The organism is Xanthomonas sp. NCPPB 1067 (assembly GCF_020783795.1).
Lineage (GTDB): Bacteria > Pseudomonadota > Gammaproteobacteria > Xanthomonadales > Xanthomonadaceae > Xanthomonas > Xanthomonas melonis.
In genome coordinates this window covers 173,469-188,951 of the sequence record NZ_JAJGQG010000003.1, presented here as the reverse complement: position 1 = coordinate 188,951, position 15,483 = coordinate 173,469, and the positions used below count along the sequence as shown (strand labels likewise).

Annotated in this window: 16 protein-coding genes; 9 read left to right on the top strand and 7 right to left on the bottom strand. The window is 65.6% G+C overall.

Translation table 11 applies throughout. The features are described 5' to 3' along the window. Positions 1-179 precede the first annotated feature (179 nt). The 4 genes from LL962_RS04070 to gap form a co-directional block, all read right to left on the bottom strand. Complete coding sequence (locus LL962_RS04070) at positions 180-827, bottom strand: HAD family hydrolase (RefSeq protein WP_228315995.1); 648 nt, start codon at positions 825-827, stop codon at positions 180-182. Beyond that, positions 824-1,999, bottom strand: a complete 1,176-nt coding sequence (locus tag LL962_RS04065; RefSeq protein ID WP_228315994.1) for a phosphoglycerate kinase — start codon at positions 1,997-1,999, stop codon at positions 824-826. The genes LL962_RS04070 and LL962_RS04065 overlap by 4 nt, the downstream gene beginning before the upstream one ends. Positions 2,000-2,337: 338 nt before the next feature. Next, positions 2,338-2,766 carry a hypothetical protein gene (locus LL962_RS04060; RefSeq protein WP_228316032.1) on the bottom strand — a complete coding sequence of 143 codons (429 nt, stop codon included), beginning with the start codon at positions 2,764-2,766 and terminating at the stop codon, positions 2,338-2,340. A 461-nt stretch (positions 2,767-3,227) separates the two neighbouring features. Next, entirely contained in the window at positions 3,228-4,229 is a 1,002-nt protein-coding gene (gap, locus tag LL962_RS04055; protein WP_228315993.1) for a type I glyceraldehyde-3-phosphate dehydrogenase, read from the bottom strand. 425 nt (positions 4,230-4,654) lie between these two features. Between gap and LL962_RS04050 the strand changes: the two genes are divergently transcribed. From LL962_RS04050 to modC, 8 genes are all read left to right on the top strand, one after another. Continuing rightward, positions 4,655-5,167: an SgcJ/EcaC family oxidoreductase gene (locus LL962_RS04050; RefSeq protein WP_104586708.1), complete on the top strand. Its 513-nt coding sequence runs from the start codon at positions 4,655-4,657 to the stop codon at positions 5,165-5,167. A gap of 301 nt (positions 5,168-5,468) precedes the next feature. Beyond that, complete coding sequence (locus LL962_RS04045) at positions 5,469-6,092, top strand: OmpW/AlkL family protein (protein WP_104586709.1); 624 nt, start codon at positions 5,469-5,471, stop codon at positions 6,090-6,092. Positions 6,093-6,209: 117 nt separating this feature from the next. After that, positions 6,210-6,824: an OmpW/AlkL family protein gene (locus LL962_RS04040; protein ID WP_104586710.1), complete on the top strand. Its 615-nt coding sequence runs from the start codon at positions 6,210-6,212 to the stop codon at positions 6,822-6,824. Positions 6,825-6,906: 82 nt separating this feature from the next. Further along, positions 6,907-7,722 carry a S1/P1 nuclease gene (locus LL962_RS04035; protein ID WP_228315992.1) on the top strand — a complete coding sequence of 272 codons (816 nt, stop codon included), beginning with the start codon at positions 6,907-6,909 and terminating at the stop codon, positions 7,720-7,722. 13 nt (positions 7,723-7,735) lie between these two features. Next, on the top strand, positions 7,736-8,560 hold the full coding sequence (locus LL962_RS04030) for an MBL fold metallo-hydrolase (RefSeq protein ID WP_228315991.1): 825 nt from the start codon (positions 7,736-7,738) through the stop codon (positions 8,558-8,560). Positions 8,561-8,635: 75 nt separating this feature from the next. After that, positions 8,636-9,412 carry a molybdate ABC transporter substrate-binding protein gene (modA, locus tag LL962_RS04025; protein WP_228315990.1) on the top strand — a complete coding sequence of 259 codons (777 nt, stop codon included), beginning with the start codon at positions 8,636-8,638 and terminating at the stop codon, positions 9,410-9,412. A gap of 16 nt (positions 9,413-9,428) precedes the next feature. Beyond that, on the top strand, positions 9,429-10,115 hold the full coding sequence (gene modB / locus LL962_RS04020) for a molybdate ABC transporter permease subunit (RefSeq protein WP_228316031.1): 687 nt from the start codon (positions 9,429-9,431) through the stop codon (positions 10,113-10,115). Beyond that, complete coding sequence (gene modC, locus LL962_RS04015; protein ID WP_228315989.1) at positions 10,115-10,729, top strand: molybdenum ABC transporter ATP-binding protein; 615 nt, start codon at positions 10,115-10,117, stop codon at positions 10,727-10,729. Before modB ends, modC begins: the two co-directional genes overlap by 1 nt. 255 nt (positions 10,730-10,984) lie before the next feature. Here modC and LL962_RS04010 read toward each other — a convergent pair whose 3' ends face one another. From LL962_RS04010 to LL962_RS04000, 3 genes are read right to left on the bottom strand one after another with little or no spacing between them, the layout of a single operon-like run. Next, a complete protein-coding gene (locus LL962_RS04010; RefSeq protein WP_228315988.1) occupies positions 10,985-11,572 on the bottom strand; it encodes a hypothetical protein in 588 nt (195 codons plus the stop codon). Then, on the bottom strand, positions 11,572-12,852 hold the full coding sequence (locus tag LL962_RS04005; protein WP_228315987.1) for a TonB family protein: 1,281 nt from the start codon (positions 12,850-12,852) through the stop codon (positions 11,572-11,574). The genes LL962_RS04010 and LL962_RS04005 overlap by 1 nt, the downstream gene beginning before the upstream one ends. Next, positions 12,842-13,207 carry a BlaI/MecI/CopY family transcriptional regulator gene (locus LL962_RS04000; RefSeq protein WP_228315986.1) on the bottom strand — a complete coding sequence of 122 codons (366 nt, stop codon included), beginning with the start codon at positions 13,205-13,207 and terminating at the stop codon, positions 12,842-12,844. The genes LL962_RS04005 and LL962_RS04000 overlap by 11 nt, the downstream gene beginning before the upstream one ends. A gap of 137 nt (positions 13,208-13,344) precedes the next feature. Here LL962_RS04000 and LL962_RS03995 point away from each other — a divergent pair, with 137 nt between their 5' ends. Beyond that, positions 13,345-15,303: an acetyl-CoA hydrolase/transferase C-terminal domain-containing protein gene (locus LL962_RS03995; RefSeq protein ID WP_228316030.1), complete on the top strand. Its 1,959-nt coding sequence runs from the start codon at positions 13,345-13,347 to the stop codon at positions 15,301-15,303. Positions 15,304-15,483 lie beyond the last annotated feature (180 nt).

The following is a 15,483-nucleotide window of genomic DNA, read 5'->3' as shown; positions in this document are numbered from 1 at the left end:
CACCCTTCGATTCCGGCATGTCCTAAAGACAGTGCGGGACAGTATGTATGCCAGCACTCGCGCCGCCGTTGGCGGCACGCACAATGCCACCCTAACCCGGCGGCGGTGAAGACGTTCTGCGTGATGCGAACCGCCTGCAGCAGGCGTGTCGACCAAGCGGACGCAACGGCCGCTGCGCATCACCCCTGAAGCAGGGTCGCCAGTTCGGCGGGCGTGCGTGCCAGCGCACCGGCACCGGCAGCCTGCAGTTCGGCCTCGTCGCCGAAGCCCCACAACACGCCGATGCTATGGATGCCGTGGTGATTGGCGCCATCGATATCCATCCGGCGGTCGCCGATCATCACGCAGCCAGTCGTGTCGATCTGCAGGCGGCGCAGGGTTTCGGCAATGAGGTCGGGCTTGAAACGGCGTTCGCCATCCTCGCTGGCACCGATCACATCCTCGAAGCAGGCTCCGAATGGCAGATGCTCGACGATGCGCCGCGCATAACGTTCGTTCTTCGAGGTGACCACGGCCAGGCGATGACCGGCGCGCTGCAGGCCGGTGACCACCTCGCCGATACCGTCGAACACGCGCAGCTCGGTCCAGCCCACTGCGTCGTAGCGCTCGCGGTACACGCCGAGCGCACGCTGGACCAGCGCCGGGTCGTCTGGAAAACAGGCAGTGAAGCTGTCGCGCAACGGCGGGCCGATCCACGCACGCAGGGTCTGCGCCGATGGACGCGGCCGCCCGATCTGGTCGAAGGCATGCACGATGCTGGCGACGATGCCCGCTTCCGAATCGACCAGCGTGCCGTCCAGATCGAAGAACAGCGTGGCTGCCCTCACTTGCCGCGGGCCTCGAGCGCGGCCACGGCCGGCAGGGTCTTGCCTTCCAGGAATTCCAGAAACGCACCGCCGCCGGTGGAGATGTAGGTGACGTCCTGGGCGATGTCGTACTTGTCCACCGCCGCCAGGGTGTCGCCACCGCCGGCGATCGAAAACGCCCTGGAGCCGGCGATCGCACGCGCCAGGGTCTCGGTGCCATGGCTGAAGGGCTCGAACTCGAACACGCCCACCGGCCCGTTCCACACCACCGTGCCGGCATTGGCGATCAGCTCGGCGTAGCGCTGTGCAGTCTGCGGGCCGATGTCCAGAATCAGATCGTCTGCGTCGACCGCATCGAGCGACTTCACACTGGCTTGCGCATCGGGCAGGAATTGCTTGGCGACCACCACGTCGGTGGGCAGCGGAATCTCGGCACCACGCGTCCTGGCATCGGCCACGATCTGGTTGGCGGTGGGAATCAGGTCCGGCTCGTTCAACGACTTGCCCACGTCGTGCCCGGCTGCGGCGATGAAGGTGTTGGCGATGCCACCGCCGACGATCAGCTGATCCACCTTGTTGACCAGGTTGGACAGCAGCTCCAGCTTGGTGGAAACCTTGCTACCGGCCACGATCGCCAGCAACGGCTTGGCCGGGTTGTCCAGCGCCTTGGCCAACGCATCCAGTTCGGCCATCAACAACGGGCCGCCGGCCGCCACCGGTGCGTAGCGGATCACGCCATGCGTGGAGGCCTGTGCGCGGTGCGCAGTACCGAAGGCATCCATCACGAACACATCGCATAGCGCGGCGTACTTGCGCGCCAGGGTCTCGTCGTCCTTGCCTTCGCCGACATTCATGCGGCAATTTTCCAGCAGCACCACCTGGCCCGGCGCGACCTCCACGCCATCGACCCAATCGCGCACCAGTGGCACGTCCACACCCAGCAAGCTGGTCAGGCGCGCGGCCACCGGTGCCAGTGAATCTTCTTCGGTCCAGCTGCCTTCCTTGGGACGGCCCAGGTGCGAGGTGACCATCACCGCCGCGCCTTTTTCCAGCGCCAGTCTGATGGTGGGCACCGAGGCGGTGATGCGCTGTTCGGAGGTGATCTGGCCGTTGTCGATCGGCACGTTGAGATCCTGGCGGATCAGCACGCGCTTGCCGGAAAGATCGAGGTCGGTCATACGGACAATGGACATGGGCTTGGCTCGCTGGGTCGGGAAAGGGGAATGGGAAATCGAAAGAGCCGCGATGCGCAGCGTGCCGCAGACGCGCGCGCGGATCTTGCCCGCACTGCACCGCCACCGCTGGCGCGGTGGAGGGACGTTGGTCGGTCGGACACGACGGGCAAGCAACTGTCTTGGTGGCAGGGGATGCCCATTGTCGGACCTTCGCGCCGCAGCAGCAAACCACCTGCCAGAGCTGGGCTGCTCGCGCGTGGCGGTTTGTCGGCGTAACGCCCCCGCAGACTCGCGCGCGCCACCGGCAATTTGCAGCGCCCCCTAAAAGAAACGCCCGGAAAACCGGGCGTCTGGAGTTACTCGCGGTAGCCGCTGTCGTTCTTGTTGTGGATGATCCAGATCAGATTGCCACCGGTATCCATCGACTTTCCGGCAAACACCAGGCGGCCCTGGCCCTTGTACGCCATCTCGTAGCGGTAGCGGTCACCGCCGAAGAAGAATGGGATGAACGCCTTGCCGGTCACATACGCGCCCTGATCGGTCGGCTGGCCGATCAGATCGGTCACCTGCTTCATCGGCATGCCGATCTTGAGCTGGGTGAACTTGCTGTCGGGCGCCGGTTTACCGGTGATCTCGCCCTCGTAGTCGTTGATCCCCTTGACCGTCTCGCCGTAGCCGGCCTCGACGTCGGAGGACTTGATCACTTCGCCGTCGGCATTCATCCACGCCGGCGTACCGGTCTGCTTCTTGGCGATGGCCTGTGGAGCCAGCCCGGCCAGCACCAGTGTCAGCACCATGGCTCCGATCCGCATACGACTGCTCTGCATGTTTGTCTCTCCTTGAGTTGGTTGGATGCTCCTGTACGTCCACTGCCATTCCAGCGCAGGAACCACCGCTGGGCAGCTGGTGATTAGCGCATGCCTTCGGGCCGATGTCTACGCCGAGCCGGCGTATGGGCACCCGCGCCAGGCCACTTGTCGAAATGTGCCGGCACCAGGTGGGCGACATTGTCGCCGGCAACACCCTCCCAGCGCGCGCATGCTGAAAATTCTTTTCGCCCCCACATCGCAGGAGGTCGTGACAACGCCGCGAGGGCAAGTCGCAGGTCTTGCCATCGAAAGCCCGCTGCGGTCGCGGGCAAGGGCGAAGACATGCGTATCGTGGCGGAATAAGCGCCTGCCAGACCGTGTAGCTTCAACTAAAAAAGCGCCCGAAGGCGCTTTTTTAGTCGATCCATGAAGAGCGATTACTTGGCGACAACGCGCACCATTTCCAGGCACTTGTTGGAATAGCCCCACTCGTTGTCGTACCAGGACACCAGCTTGACGAAGGTGGAATCCAGCGCGATGCCGGCATCGGCGTCGAACACCGAGGTGCAGGTCTCTCCGCGGAAATCGGTGGCCACCACCTTGTCTTCGGTATAGCCCAGCACGCCCTTCAGCGCGCCTTCGCTCTGCGCCTTCACTTCGGCACAGATTTCGGCGTAGGTAGCCGGCTTTTCCAGCTCGACCGTCAGGTCCACCACCGATACATCCGAGGTCGGCACGCGGAAGCTCATGCCGGTGAGCTTCTTGTTGAGCTCGGGAATCACCACGCCCACGGCCTTGGCCGCACCGGTGGAGGACGGAATGATGTTCTCCAGAATGCCGCGGCCGCCGCGCCAGTCCTTGTTCGATGGACCATCGACGGTCTTCTGGGTGGCGGTCGCCGCGTGCACGGTGGTCATCAGGCCGCGCTTGATGCCCCACTTGTCGTTGATCACCTTCGCCAGCGGCGCCAGGCAGTTGGTGGTGCACGAGGCGTTGGAAACGATGGCTTCGCCGTTGTAGGTCTTGTCGTTGACGCCGTAGACGAACATCGGGGTGTCGTCCTTGGACGGGGCCGACAGGATCACCTTCTTGGCACCGGCATCGATGTGCTTCTGCGCGGTTTCCTTGGTCAGGAACAGGCCGGTGGACTCGATCACCACATCGGCGCCCACCGCGTCCCACTTGAGGTTGGCCGGGTCGCGCTCCTGGGTCAGGCGGATCTTCTTGCCGTTGACGATCAGGGTGTTGCCATCGACCGACACCTCGGCCTTGAAGCGGCCGTGCACCGAGTCGTACTGCAACATGTAAGCCAGGTAATCGGGCTCGAGCAGGTCATTGATGGCCACGATCTCGATGTCATTGGCGAAGTTCTGCACCGCAGAGCGCAGCACATTGCGTCCGATGCGACCGAATCCGTTGATGCCAACCTTGATTGCCATGTTCACAAGCTCCTGCGACCGCGACAGCGCGGCGGATGGAAAGGGGCCGCCATTCTAGCAGTGTCGCCAATGCGCAGCCGCGCGGCCGATGGGATGTGTCGGTATGCAGCCTTGCCTGTGCAGGGGCGGATGTTCCGCCCGATCCCGTCCATCCATCGCCGTGCCTGGCCGGCGCACTCGCGGCGGCGCGCGCAGATGCGCCATGGCGACTTCCATCATCAGGACTGTCGCGAGCGCGCCCCCGATGCCCTGCGCACTCCGGGCACCACCCGGAAATTTTCAATATTTTTCAATCGTGTAACGTCAGAGAAATATGCCGAATAGCGTATTCGCACCTATGCCGACCGGCGGCATATCGGCACTCCGTGGATTTCGATACTGGCCCTGCCCACCGAGGCACCACTCATCCACACGGAGACTCCCCCATGCATCGCACCCTGCTCTCTCTGGCCCTGACGCTTGCCGCTACTCCGGCACTTGCCGCCGGTGTGATGCACTACACCGAACACGCATCGTTGCCGGCCAGTGGGGAAGCACGCGAAGTGGCCGCGCTGTTCGATACCTGGAATGCGGCCCTGGCCACCGGCAACCCGCACAAGGTGGCCGACCTGTATGCGCCCGATGGCGTGCTGTTGCCGACGGTCTCCAACGAAGTGCGCGCCTCGCGCGAGCAGATCGAGAAGTATTTCGAGATGTTCCTGACCAAGAAGCCCAAGGGCGTGGTCAATTACCGCACCGTGCGCGTGCTGGACGACGACAGCGCGGTGGATGCCGGCGTCTACACCTTCACCCTGACCGACAAGGACGGCAAGAAGACCGACGTGCAGGCGCGCTACACCTTCGTCTACGAAAAGCGCGAGGGCAAGTGGCTGATCATCAATCACCACAGCTCGGCGATGCCGGAAAAGGACGCCTCCCCGCTCGCCCAGGCCAGGTAATGCCGGCTGATCGCCGTCCCATGCCGGCCTCCTGCGACCTGTCGCTCTCCTACCCTGGCCTGCTTCCCCCACCGTCGCCTGCCTCCTCCGCCAACCCGGACAGCTCGGACGTCAGCGGCTCCTGCACACCTCGCAATGGTGTGCAGCGGTGCCGCCACTGCGCCGCCCTGCTGCACGCGGCGCACCACGGCGGCCTTGCGCAGGATCGCCCGCATGCCGATGCCGCGGGATTGATCAGGATCAAGGCGGCACCGCATCCAACACCGAAGACTGCCCCCCTTCCTACCCGACGAGAATCCTCATGCACATGCGCTCTGCCCTGCTGTTCACCGGCCTGGTGGCCGGCTTCGCCAGCTTCACCGCATCAGCTCAATCCAAAGGCGACTGGGCCATTGCCGTCGGCGCCCACCAGGTCGCCCCCAAGTCCGACAACGGCCGTCTGGTCGGCGGCACGCTTGAAGCGGACGTGGGCAAGGACATCAGGCCGACCTTCAGCGCCGAGTACTTCATCGCCGACAACCTCGGCATCGAAGTCCTGGCTGCGCTGCCTTTCGAACACGACATCGCGCTGCGCGGCGTGGGCCGGGTCGGCAGCACCAAGCATCTGCCGCCGGTGATCTCGCTGCAGTATCACTTCAACAGCCAGGGCAAGCTGTCTCCCTTCCTCGGGGCCGGGGTCAACTACACCCGCTTCTTCAGTACCGATACCCGTGGCGCGCTGGCCGGTAGCGAACTGGAGCTGGACGATTCCTGGGGCCTGGCCCTGCACGCGGGCGTCGACTTCAAGCTCAGCGATCGCGGCGCCCTGCGGGTCAACCTGCGCTGGATCGATATCGACACCGACGCCCGCTTGAACGGCAACCGCATCGGCACGGTCAACATCGACCCACTGGTCTACGGCGCTGCCTACGTCTACCGCTTCTAGGCGGTAGCGGCAAGCGCGGGGCATCTCTGGCACACTTGGCCTCCAGGGACGTGCATCCACCGCCGGAGTTGCGGACAGGTCGGTCACGTCGCGCCTGTCCGACCTACCGGGGATCCCATGAGCACGTTCATTCGCACTGCACTCGCCATCGCACTGGCCGCTTCGACCAGCCCCGTCCTTGCCCAATCTGCCGGGCACTGGACCACCGGCTACGGTGCGGGCTACGTCTCGCCGAAATCCGATAGCGGCGCCTTCGGCGCCGCACGCGCCGAGATCAAGGGCGCCCCGACACTCTCGTTCACCTACGAATACTTCCTGCGCAACAATCTCGGGATCGAAGTGCACGCCGCTGTCGCCGGCAGGCACGACCTGGAACTGCAAGGCGTCGGCAAGGTCGGCAGTTACTGGTCGGTGCCGCCTAGCGTGTTGCTGCAGTACCACATCAACGGCTACGGCGTGGTGTCGCCATTCGTAGGCGTCGGCATCAACTACACCGCCTTCGTGGGCGAGGACACCGAGCCGGCGATCGGCAATGGCGAACTGCGGTTCGGTGACTCGGTGGGCGCGACCGCGCATGTCGGCGTGGATTTCATCTTCAGCGATCGCAGCGGCCTGCGTGTGGATGCACGCTGGACCGACTCGCGCAGCAAGGTGGATTTCAACGGTACGCGGCTGGGCGAGGCGCGGGTCGATCCGTTGACCTACGGCGTGTCGTATCTGGTCTACTTCTGAGCGGACCGCCGCTTCGCCCCAGGGCGGCGCATGCCGGCAACGGCCATCAATCCGCCTGGGGCGGTTGCGTACAATCGGGCGGATGAAGACCTTCTCTCGCTCCCTTTGTGTTCTGGCCGCAGCCATCGCCGCGGCGATCCAACCTCTCACTGCCTGCGCCTGGGGCGCACAGGGCCACCGCCTGGTGGCCCGTGTTGCCGAGACCGAACTGAGCCCGCAGGCGCGTACACAGGTCGCGCAATTGCTTGCCGGCGAACCCGACCCGACCCTGCACGGGATCGCAACCTGGGCCGACGATCTGCGCGAGCACGACCCGGACCTGGGCAAGCGTTCCGCGCGCTGGCACTACGTCAATCTCGGCGAACACGACTGCAACTACATGCCGGCGCGCGATTGCCCGGACGGAAGCTGCGTGGTCGCCGCGCTGGAACGCCAGACCGCCGTGCTGGCCGATCGCAGCCAGCCGCTGGAAGCGCGCCGGCGAGCACTGAAGTTCGTGGTGCATTTCGTCGGCGACATCCATCAGCCGATGCATGCCGGCTATGCGCACGACAAGGGCGGCAACGATTTCCAGCTGCAGATCGACGGCAAGGGCAGCAACCTGCACGCCTTGTGGGACAGCGGCATGCTCAACGCGCGCCATCTCGGCGACGCTGCCTATCTGCAACGGCTGCTGGCATTGCCCGCCGCCACTGCGGCGTCGCCGGTGCTGCCGCCGCCAGCGGCAAACTGGGCGCAGGCGTCCTGCAAGATCGCCATCACGCCTGGCGTTTACCCGAAGGCACACGTCTTGCCGGAGGACTATCTGGCCACTTATCGTCCGATTGCCGAAGCGCAGTTGCGCATGGCTGGTGACCGGCTGGCCGACATCCTCAACGCGACGCTGGCCGGCCCCTGACACGGAGACGCCGATGCAGCCCGAGGTTCTTGCGTTCTTCCACGCCGACAGCAACACCTTCACCTACGTGGTCGCCGATGCGGACTCGGGCGCAGCGGCGGTGATCGACCCAGCATTGGATTACGCAGCAGACACCGGAGCCATCGGCAGCCGCATGGCGCAGGCCATCGTCGATGCCGTCGGGCAGCGTCGATGGGAGGTGCAGTGGCTGCTGGAGACCCATGCCCACGCCGATCACCTGTCTGCTGCACAGTGGCTCAAGCAGCGATGGCCGCAGGCGCGCATGGGCATCGGCGCCGGAATCGTCCAGGTGCAGCGGACGCTCGCACCGCAGTATGCATTGCCGCAGGACTTTCGCGCCGACGGCTCGCAATTCGATCATCTGTTCGGCGACGACGAACGCTTCATGCTCGGCGGCATCCGGGCCCGGGTCATCGCTGTCCCCGGGCACACCAGCGACAGCATCGCGTACCTGATCGGCGATGCGCTGTTCCCCGGCGATTCCTTGTTCATGCCCGATGCGGGCACCGCGCGTTGCGACTTCCCCGGCGGCGATGCGCGACAGCTCTACGCGTCGATCCAACGTCTGTACGCGCTTGCCGACGACACCCGCGTGTTCGTCTGCCATGACTACGGTCCAGGCGGCCGGGCGGTGGCGCACCAGACCAGCATCGGCGAACAGCGGCGCAGCAACATCCATGTGCGCGACGGTGTGGACATCGAGACCTTCGTGGCGCAGCGGCAGGCACGCGACGCGACCTTGCCCGAGCCGAAACTGATCCGTCCCGCGCTACAGGCCAACCTGCAGGCCGGCCGCTGCGGGGGTGCGAAGCCCTAGCGCGTTGCCGGCATACGCCACGCGGCTCACGGCACAGCCGTTATGATCGGTGCCCACCACCTGCTGGAGCTTTCCATGCGCACGATCGGTTTCTGGCAGCGCGCGCTGTGCGTGCTGATGCTCGCCCTGCCCGCCTTGGCCTGCGCGCAGGCGGCGCCGGTAACCGTCTTTGCGGCCGCCAGCCTGAAGGAATCCATGGACGATGCCGCAGCCGCGTACGAGAAGGCCACCGGCACGCCGGTCCGTGTGTCGTATGCGGCAAGCTCGGCGCTGGCGCGCCAGATCGAGCAGGGCGCGCCGGCGGACGTGTTCTTCTCGGCCGATCTGGAATGGATGGACTACCTGCAGCAACGCGGCCTGGTTGCGCCCGCACAACGCCACGATCTGCTCGGCAACACCCTGGTGCTGATCGCGCCCGCCGCCAGCAAGGTGCAGGTGGATCCGCGCGCCCCCGGCAGCATCGCCAGGGCGCTGGGCGCTGGCGGCCGCCTGGCGCTCGGGCAGACCGGCAGTGTTCCGGCCGGCAAGTACGCGGCCGCAGCACTGCGCAAGCTCGGCCAGTGGGACAGCGTGCACGGACGCCTCGCCGAATCGGAGAGCGTGCGTGCGGCACTGATGCTGGTCTCGCGCGGCGAGGCACCGCTGGGCATCGTGTATGGCTCCGATGCACGCGCCGACCCCAAGGTGCGCGTGGTGGCGACATTTCCCGCCGACAGTCATGCGCCGATCGTGTACCCGATCGCTGCCTTGAAGAACAGCCGCAACCCGGCCACGGCGGCCTTCGTGACATGGGTGCGCAGCGCGCCGGCCAGGGCGATCTTCGCGCGCCGTGGCTTCCCGCTGCAGGATTGAGGCATCGCGTTTGTCGATCTTTACCCCGCAGGAGCTGACTGCCATTGGCCTGAGCCTGAAGGTCGCGCTGGTGGCGGCGCTGGCCAGCCTGCCGCCGGGCATCGCCTGCGGCTGGCTGCTGGCGCGGCGGCGCTTTCCCGGCAAGGCCCTGTTCGACGCGCTGCTGCACCTTCCCCTGGTGATGCCGCCGGTCGTGACCGGCTATGTCTTGCTGATGACGCTGGGGACGCAGGGACCGATCGGCGGTTGGTTGCTGGAACACTTCGGCGTGCAGTTCGCGTTTCGCTGGACCGGCGCGGCGCTGGCCTGCGCGATCATGGGATTTCCGCTGATGGTGCGCGCGATCCGGCTGTCGATCGAAGCCACCGACCGCCGTCTCGAGGCGGCCGCCGCCACACTGGGCGCCACGCCATGGCGGGTGTTCTTCAGCATCACCCTGCCTCTGGCGTGGCCCGGTCTGGTCGCCGGCATGGTGCTGGCATTCGCCAAGGCCCTGGGCGAGTTCGGCGCCACCATCACCTTCGTCTCGAATATTCCAGGCGAAACGCAGACCCTGTCCTCGGCGATCTACGGCCTGATGCAGGTGCCAGGCATGGAATCGGGCATCTGGCGGCTGGCGGCGGTGGCACTGGCGATCTCGCTGGCGGCGTTGCTGCTTTCCGAATGGCTGGTGCGCCGACCGCATCCGCGCGAGGACGACTGATGCTGGATCTGGATCTGCAATTGCAATGCGGCAGCTTCCGGCGGCATGTCGGCATCCAGGACCACGCGCGCGTGGTGGCGCTGGTCGGCCCCTCCGGTGCCGGCAAGACCACCGTCCTCAACGCCATCGCCGGCCTGGTGCAGCCGCATGCCGGACACATCCGCATCGACGGGCGCTGCCTGTACGACGACCGGCAGCAGGTGAACCTGCCCACGCACAAGCGCCGGATCGGCTACGTTTTCCAGGATGCGCGGCTGTTCCCGCATCTGGATGTGCGCGGCAACCTGCGCTACGGCCGACATGCGCGTGGAGCTGTGCACTTCGGATTCGACGATGTGGTGGCCTTGCTCGGCATCGCGCCGCTGCTGCAGCGCCGGCCGCGCAACCTGTCCGGCGGCGAAGCGCAGCGCGTGGCGATCGGCCGCGCGCTGCTCTCGCAACCGGCACTGCTGCTGTTCGACGAACCCTTGTCTGCCCTGGACCAGGCACGCCGCGAAGAACTGATCCCCTACCTGCAGCGCGTACGCGACGAAATCCGCCTGCCGATGCTCTACGTCAGCCACAACCCGGACGAAGTACGGCGCATTGCCGATAGCGTGCATGTGCTGGAGTGATTCGACCGCCGTCGAGCGGGCGCGGGGATTGCTATCGCAATGCGGCTTTGGCCGAACCGAAGGATCTCGGCCATACGCTTTCCCGATACATCCCGACGCAAGCTGCAAGACGCCCGTAGCACGAGCTGTATCCGAGTCGTTCAACAGCCGCTCGATACCGGAACTGTCACGGCAGTGCTGATCCAGCGCGTGATCCAGCCTTCAGCCAGGCAGCTCCGGGGCGCTCACGCCTGTCCCCGCGTCGACCTGCAGTACTCAGCGTGCAACCTTGCCTGCGTGCACGCTTGCCTTGCCCTGTCGTACCTCGAAGGTGAAGGCAAACGGTAGCGTCACAGGTACCGGTTGAACTCCCTCTGCGCCGGTGCAATCGGCAAGGCCCGCCGGAGGCGTTGCGCCAGGCGCGTAAGTACACATCGCCGCTGGTACGAACTGCCATTGCATCACCGCGGTGCTCACGGCTTGCAGCAGGTCGGCATACTCGGGCAGCCGCCCGGCGCTGCACTCATCCCGATCCGACAGAGGGTCCACGCGCTGCACTGCGCCGTCTGCGGTGAGTATTACCTGCACGCACACCGTGGTAGGCGCCAGGGTCTGCCTTGGCGAATCCGATGGCAGCACCGGCGTATCGCTGCGCAAGGCCCGCGGCATGCGAAAGCGCTGTGTGGACGACAGCGTGTAGGCCTGCCTTGCGGCCGTGCCACCAGCGCCCGACTGCAGCGGCAACATACGTTGATCGACCGAATCCTCGCGTTGACTGTGCTCCTGCTCCACCACAGGCTGGGTCACGCAACCACTCAGATTCAGCGCCACGAGCAAACTGCCCAGTAAAGACGCGCGTTGCATCACAGCGTCTCCTGCGCGGTACAACCCAACGCCGGGCAGCCAGCACCTCGCCCCGGCTGCGCAGTGCCACGCGGACTATCGATGGCATGGACAACGCGAGCGGAATCTTCCAGCGGATCCAGTTCGAAGCGTACCGGTACGCGCACCTTGGAAGTCACCGCCCTGCCCTCGACATATAAAGGCGTGAATCGCCAACTGCGCGCTGCCTCAAGCACGGATTGGTCGAATACTCCGGAAGGCTGGCTGTAGAGGATGACGATGTGGCCTGGCACTCCGTTCGGACTTACCTCGATCTGTAGTTCGACAACACCTGCGATATTGGCAGCGACTGCCGCGGCTGGATATCTGGGAGGCTGCATCTTGCTGAAATCGACCGCGGTGCCAGCGGCAGGCGTCGCTTGCAGGCGCGCCGGCTGGGTCACCCAGCACGCGAGACTGACGATGGCAATCAGCGCCACCACCAAGCGACTGTTCCTGCGTGCCCGCTGTCGCGCTACTGCTGGTGTGCGCAGGGCGGCCAGACGCTGAGTCAACGGATGCGCCGTTGTCCAACGGCATGTCAGTGGCATCCACCTGCTGCCGAGCTGGCATTTGAGCATCGCGCCGGCATAACTACGGCGTTTCTCCGGATAGCGAGCCATGACCGCAGCATCGCAGGCCAACTCCTGATCCAGGCGAAATGCGCGCCATGCCAGATGCAGGAGCGGATTGAACCAGCCGAGACACAGCAAGACGATCGCGAGCGCGTTTGCGTGCAGATCATGGCGCTGCAAATGCTGGCGCTCATGCGCCAAGATCAGGGCACGTTCGTCCTCGCTGTAACGGGTGGTGAAGTCCAGCGGTAGCACGATACGTGGACGTCGCAAACCCAGCGACACCGGCAGTCCGGCATCATGCGCTGCCACCCACAGCGTCTTGTTCAGTGCGACCAGCGGCCCGAGACTGCGCACGAAACGGCGCTGGCCACGCCACACACCGATCGCCATCAACATCGCTCCGGCCAGCCACACCGCTGCAAGCAGTCCGCGCCCACCAGCGCCGCCGGCGCTGGTGCCGGTAGCAGATGGCAGGACAACCAGCGGCGGCACGTAGGGCAGTGCCGGGTGCATCGTCAGGTCTGGGAATATGGCCGCCACTACGGCCAGCGGCACGCTCGCCCAGATCGCATAGGCAGCAACCGCACCCATCCAGTGTCGCAGCGGACGCCGCAAGACAAAGCTGATCAGTACCGCGGCACTGGTGTAGAGGGTTGCACGGAGGAGTACGGCATCAGGGCTCATCGTCCAGTTCCTTGAGCAAACGCTTCAGTTCGGCCAGATCGGAAGCACTGAGCTTTCCACGCTCGCTGAAGTGCGCCACCAGTGGCGCGACCCGGCCGCCAAACAGACGCTGTAGCAAGCCTTCGCTCTGCTGGAGCACCCATTGATCCCGTTGCAACACGGGTGTGTACCGGTATCTGCGCCCATCCTTCTGCGCTGTGATCGCCCCCTTGGTGAGCAGGCGATTGAGCAATGTCTTGATGGTCGGCTCGGCCCAGTCGGTGTGCACCAGCGCCGCGATCACTTCGTCTGCCGTGCGGGGCGCACTATCCCAGAGCACTTGCATCACAACAGCCTCTGCGTCGCTGATCGTCATGCGTTTCCACCTCGTTTTTAAGATTACATGCGTAAACGAAACCAATGTCAACTGGTCAGATGGCGACTCCCGCAAACACCAGCCACGTGCACGCCGCCCTGCACGCGATGCCACGGCGGCTCGGCTACCCTGCACGGATGACCGATCACCTCACCGACCTTGACTCCGCGCTGGAGTGGATCCTGCAGCGTATCGACGGCCCCTTGCGCGTAGGCGCACCGCTGGGCATCGGCAAACCGCATCGGCTCTTGAATGCGCTGTATGGGCGGATCAAGGACACTCCGTCGCGGCCGCTGGCGGTGTATACCGCGCTGTCGCTCAATCCGCCCAAGCCGGGTGCGGGGCTGCAGGCACGCTTTGCCGCGCCGTTCATTGCACGCCACTTCGGCACGGACTTTCCGCGCCTGGATTACGTCGATGCCATGTTGCGCGATGCCTTGCCGGCGCATGTGCAGGTGGAAGAGTTCTACATGCAATCCGGCGGTTTGCTGCACTCCACCCAAGCGCAGGCCGATTACACCAGCTTGAACTATACGCATGCCGCGGCCGCGGTAGCGCAGCGCGCACCGAACCTGATCGTGCAGAAGGTGGCGCGCGAGCCCGGCGGCACGCGGCTGTCGTTGTCGTGCAACAACGACATCACCCAGGACACGCTGGATGCCGTGCAGGCATTGCGGTTGCCGCGCCCGCTGCTGGTGGCCGAGGTGGATCCGCACCTGCCGTGGATCGGCGGTACCGCCGCCGTGGACGCCACGTTCTTCGATCTGATCATCGACCTGCCCGGCCCGTCGCCTCGCCTGTTCGGCCTGCCGCGACAACCGGTGAGCAGCGTCGACTACGCCATCGGCCTGTATGCCAGCGCGCTGATACGCGATGGCGGCACCCTGCAGATCGGCATCGGAACGCTGGCCGATGCCTTGAGTCATGCATTGGTGCTGCGCCACACCGACAACACGACCTACCGGCGCGTATTGCAGGCACTGGATCCGGAACTGGCCACACACCCGGCCGTGCAGGCCAGTGGCGGTCTGGAGCCGTTCGCGATCGGGCTATATGGCTGCAGCGAGATGCTCAACGAGGGCTTCAAGCAGTTGGTGGACAGCGGCGTGATCCGCCGCAAGGTGCACGACGACCTACCGCTGATGCAGCGCATGGCCGACGGCAACGCCGATGCCGCCGACCACGCGCGCGTGGAGGACGAAGGCCAGTTCCTGCATGGCGCGTTCTATCTCGGCTCACCGGATTTCTACCGCTGGCTGCATGCGTTGGACGATCGCACCCGCAGGGCCATCGGCATGCGCCGCATCAGCGAGATCAATCAACTGTATGGTGGCAATGAACCGCTGCAACGCCTGCAGCGGCGCGATGCGCGGTTCTTCAACTCCTGCATGATGGCCACTGCGCTGGGCGCGGCGGTCTCCGACGGACTGGACGACGGCCGCGTGGTGTCCGGCGTCGGCGGGCAGTACAACTTCGTGGCGATGGCGCATGCCCTGCCGCAGGCGCGTAGCGTGCTGATGCTGCGTGCCACCCGCGATACCGGCGCACACCCAGCCAGCAATGTACGCTGGAACTACGGCCACACCACGATTCCACGTCACCTGCGCGATCTGTACATCACCGAATACGGAATCGCCGACCTGCGCCACAAGACCGATCAGCAGTGCGTGCTGGAGATGGCCGGCATCTGCGATGCCCGCTTCCAGGACGCGCTGCTGGAGCAGGCAAGGCGATCGCGCAAGCTGCGTGCACAGCCGGCGTTGCCTGCACGCGCGCAGCGCAATACGCCCGAGGCGCTGGGCCGCGCGCTGGCCCCCTTCCGGCGTGATGGCAGCCTGCCGGACTACCCGCTCGGCAGCGATTTCAGCGAGGTCGAACAGCATCTGCTGCGCGCATTGACCTGGCTCAAGAGTGCGACGGCCGGTCCGGTCGGCAAGGCGACGACCGTGGCCCGTGCACTGCTCGGGTCCCCGCGCGTGCAGCCCCTGGAAATGGCTTGCCTGCAACGCATGGCGCTGGATGCACCGCGCGGTCTCGGCGAGCGCGTGCAGGCGCGGCTACTTCTCTACGGCCTGAGACAGCAGCATCCTGGCTGACAGCGCTGCGCCGCCGCGGCCATCAGCGTCTGCCCTTGGGAATCGCCGCCAGGAGAAGCGGTGGCGCGTATCGATGCTCAACGGGCGAACGGTACCCAGGCACGGCAGCCATTGCCCGAGGTTGACGCGATTCGGCCCGCCGAGATGCGCCTTCTCGTTGTGCCGGTCGCCAACCCGATG

Coding starts and splice junctions, on each gene's coding strand:
- LL962_RS04065 (WP_228315994.1), bottom strand. CDS start 1,999: ATGTCCATTGTCCGTATGACCGACCTCGATCTTTCCGGCAAGCGCGTG.
- gap (WP_228315993.1), bottom strand. CDS start 4,229: ATGGCAATCAAGGTTGGCATCAACGGATTCGGTCGCATCGGACGCAAT.
- LL962_RS04050 (WP_104586708.1), top strand. CDS start 4,655: ATGCATCGCACCCTGCTCTCTCTGGCCCTGACGCTTGCCGCTACTCCG.
- LL962_RS04045 (WP_104586709.1), top strand. CDS start 5,469: ATGCACATGCGCTCTGCCCTGCTGTTCACCGGCCTGGTGGCCGGCTTC.
- LL962_RS04040 (WP_104586710.1), top strand. CDS start 6,210: ATGAGCACGTTCATTCGCACTGCACTCGCCATCGCACTGGCCGCTTCG.
- LL962_RS04035 (WP_228315992.1), top strand. CDS start 6,907: ATGAAGACCTTCTCTCGCTCCCTTTGTGTTCTGGCCGCAGCCATCGCC.
- LL962_RS04030 (WP_228315991.1), top strand. CDS start 7,736: ATGCAGCCCGAGGTTCTTGCGTTCTTCCACGCCGACAGCAACACCTTC.
- modA (WP_228315990.1), top strand. CDS start 8,636: ATGCGCACGATCGGTTTCTGGCAGCGCGCGCTGTGCGTGCTGATGCTC.
- modC (WP_228315989.1), top strand. CDS start 10,115: ATGCTGGATCTGGATCTGCAATTGCAATGCGGCAGCTTCCGGCGGCAT.
- LL962_RS04010 (WP_228315988.1), bottom strand. CDS start 11,572: ATGCAACGCGCGTCTTTACTGGGCAGTTTGCTCGTGGCGCTGAATCTG.
- LL962_RS04005 (WP_228315987.1), bottom strand. CDS start 12,852: ATGAGCCCTGATGCCGTACTCCTCCGTGCAACCCTCTACACCAGTGCC.
- LL962_RS04000 (WP_228315986.1), bottom strand. CDS start 13,207: ATGACGATCAGCGACGCAGAGGCTGTTGTGATGCAAGTGCTCTGGGAT.
- LL962_RS03995 (WP_228316030.1), top strand. CDS start 13,345: ATGACCGATCACCTCACCGACCTTGACTCCGCGCTGGAGTGGATCCTG.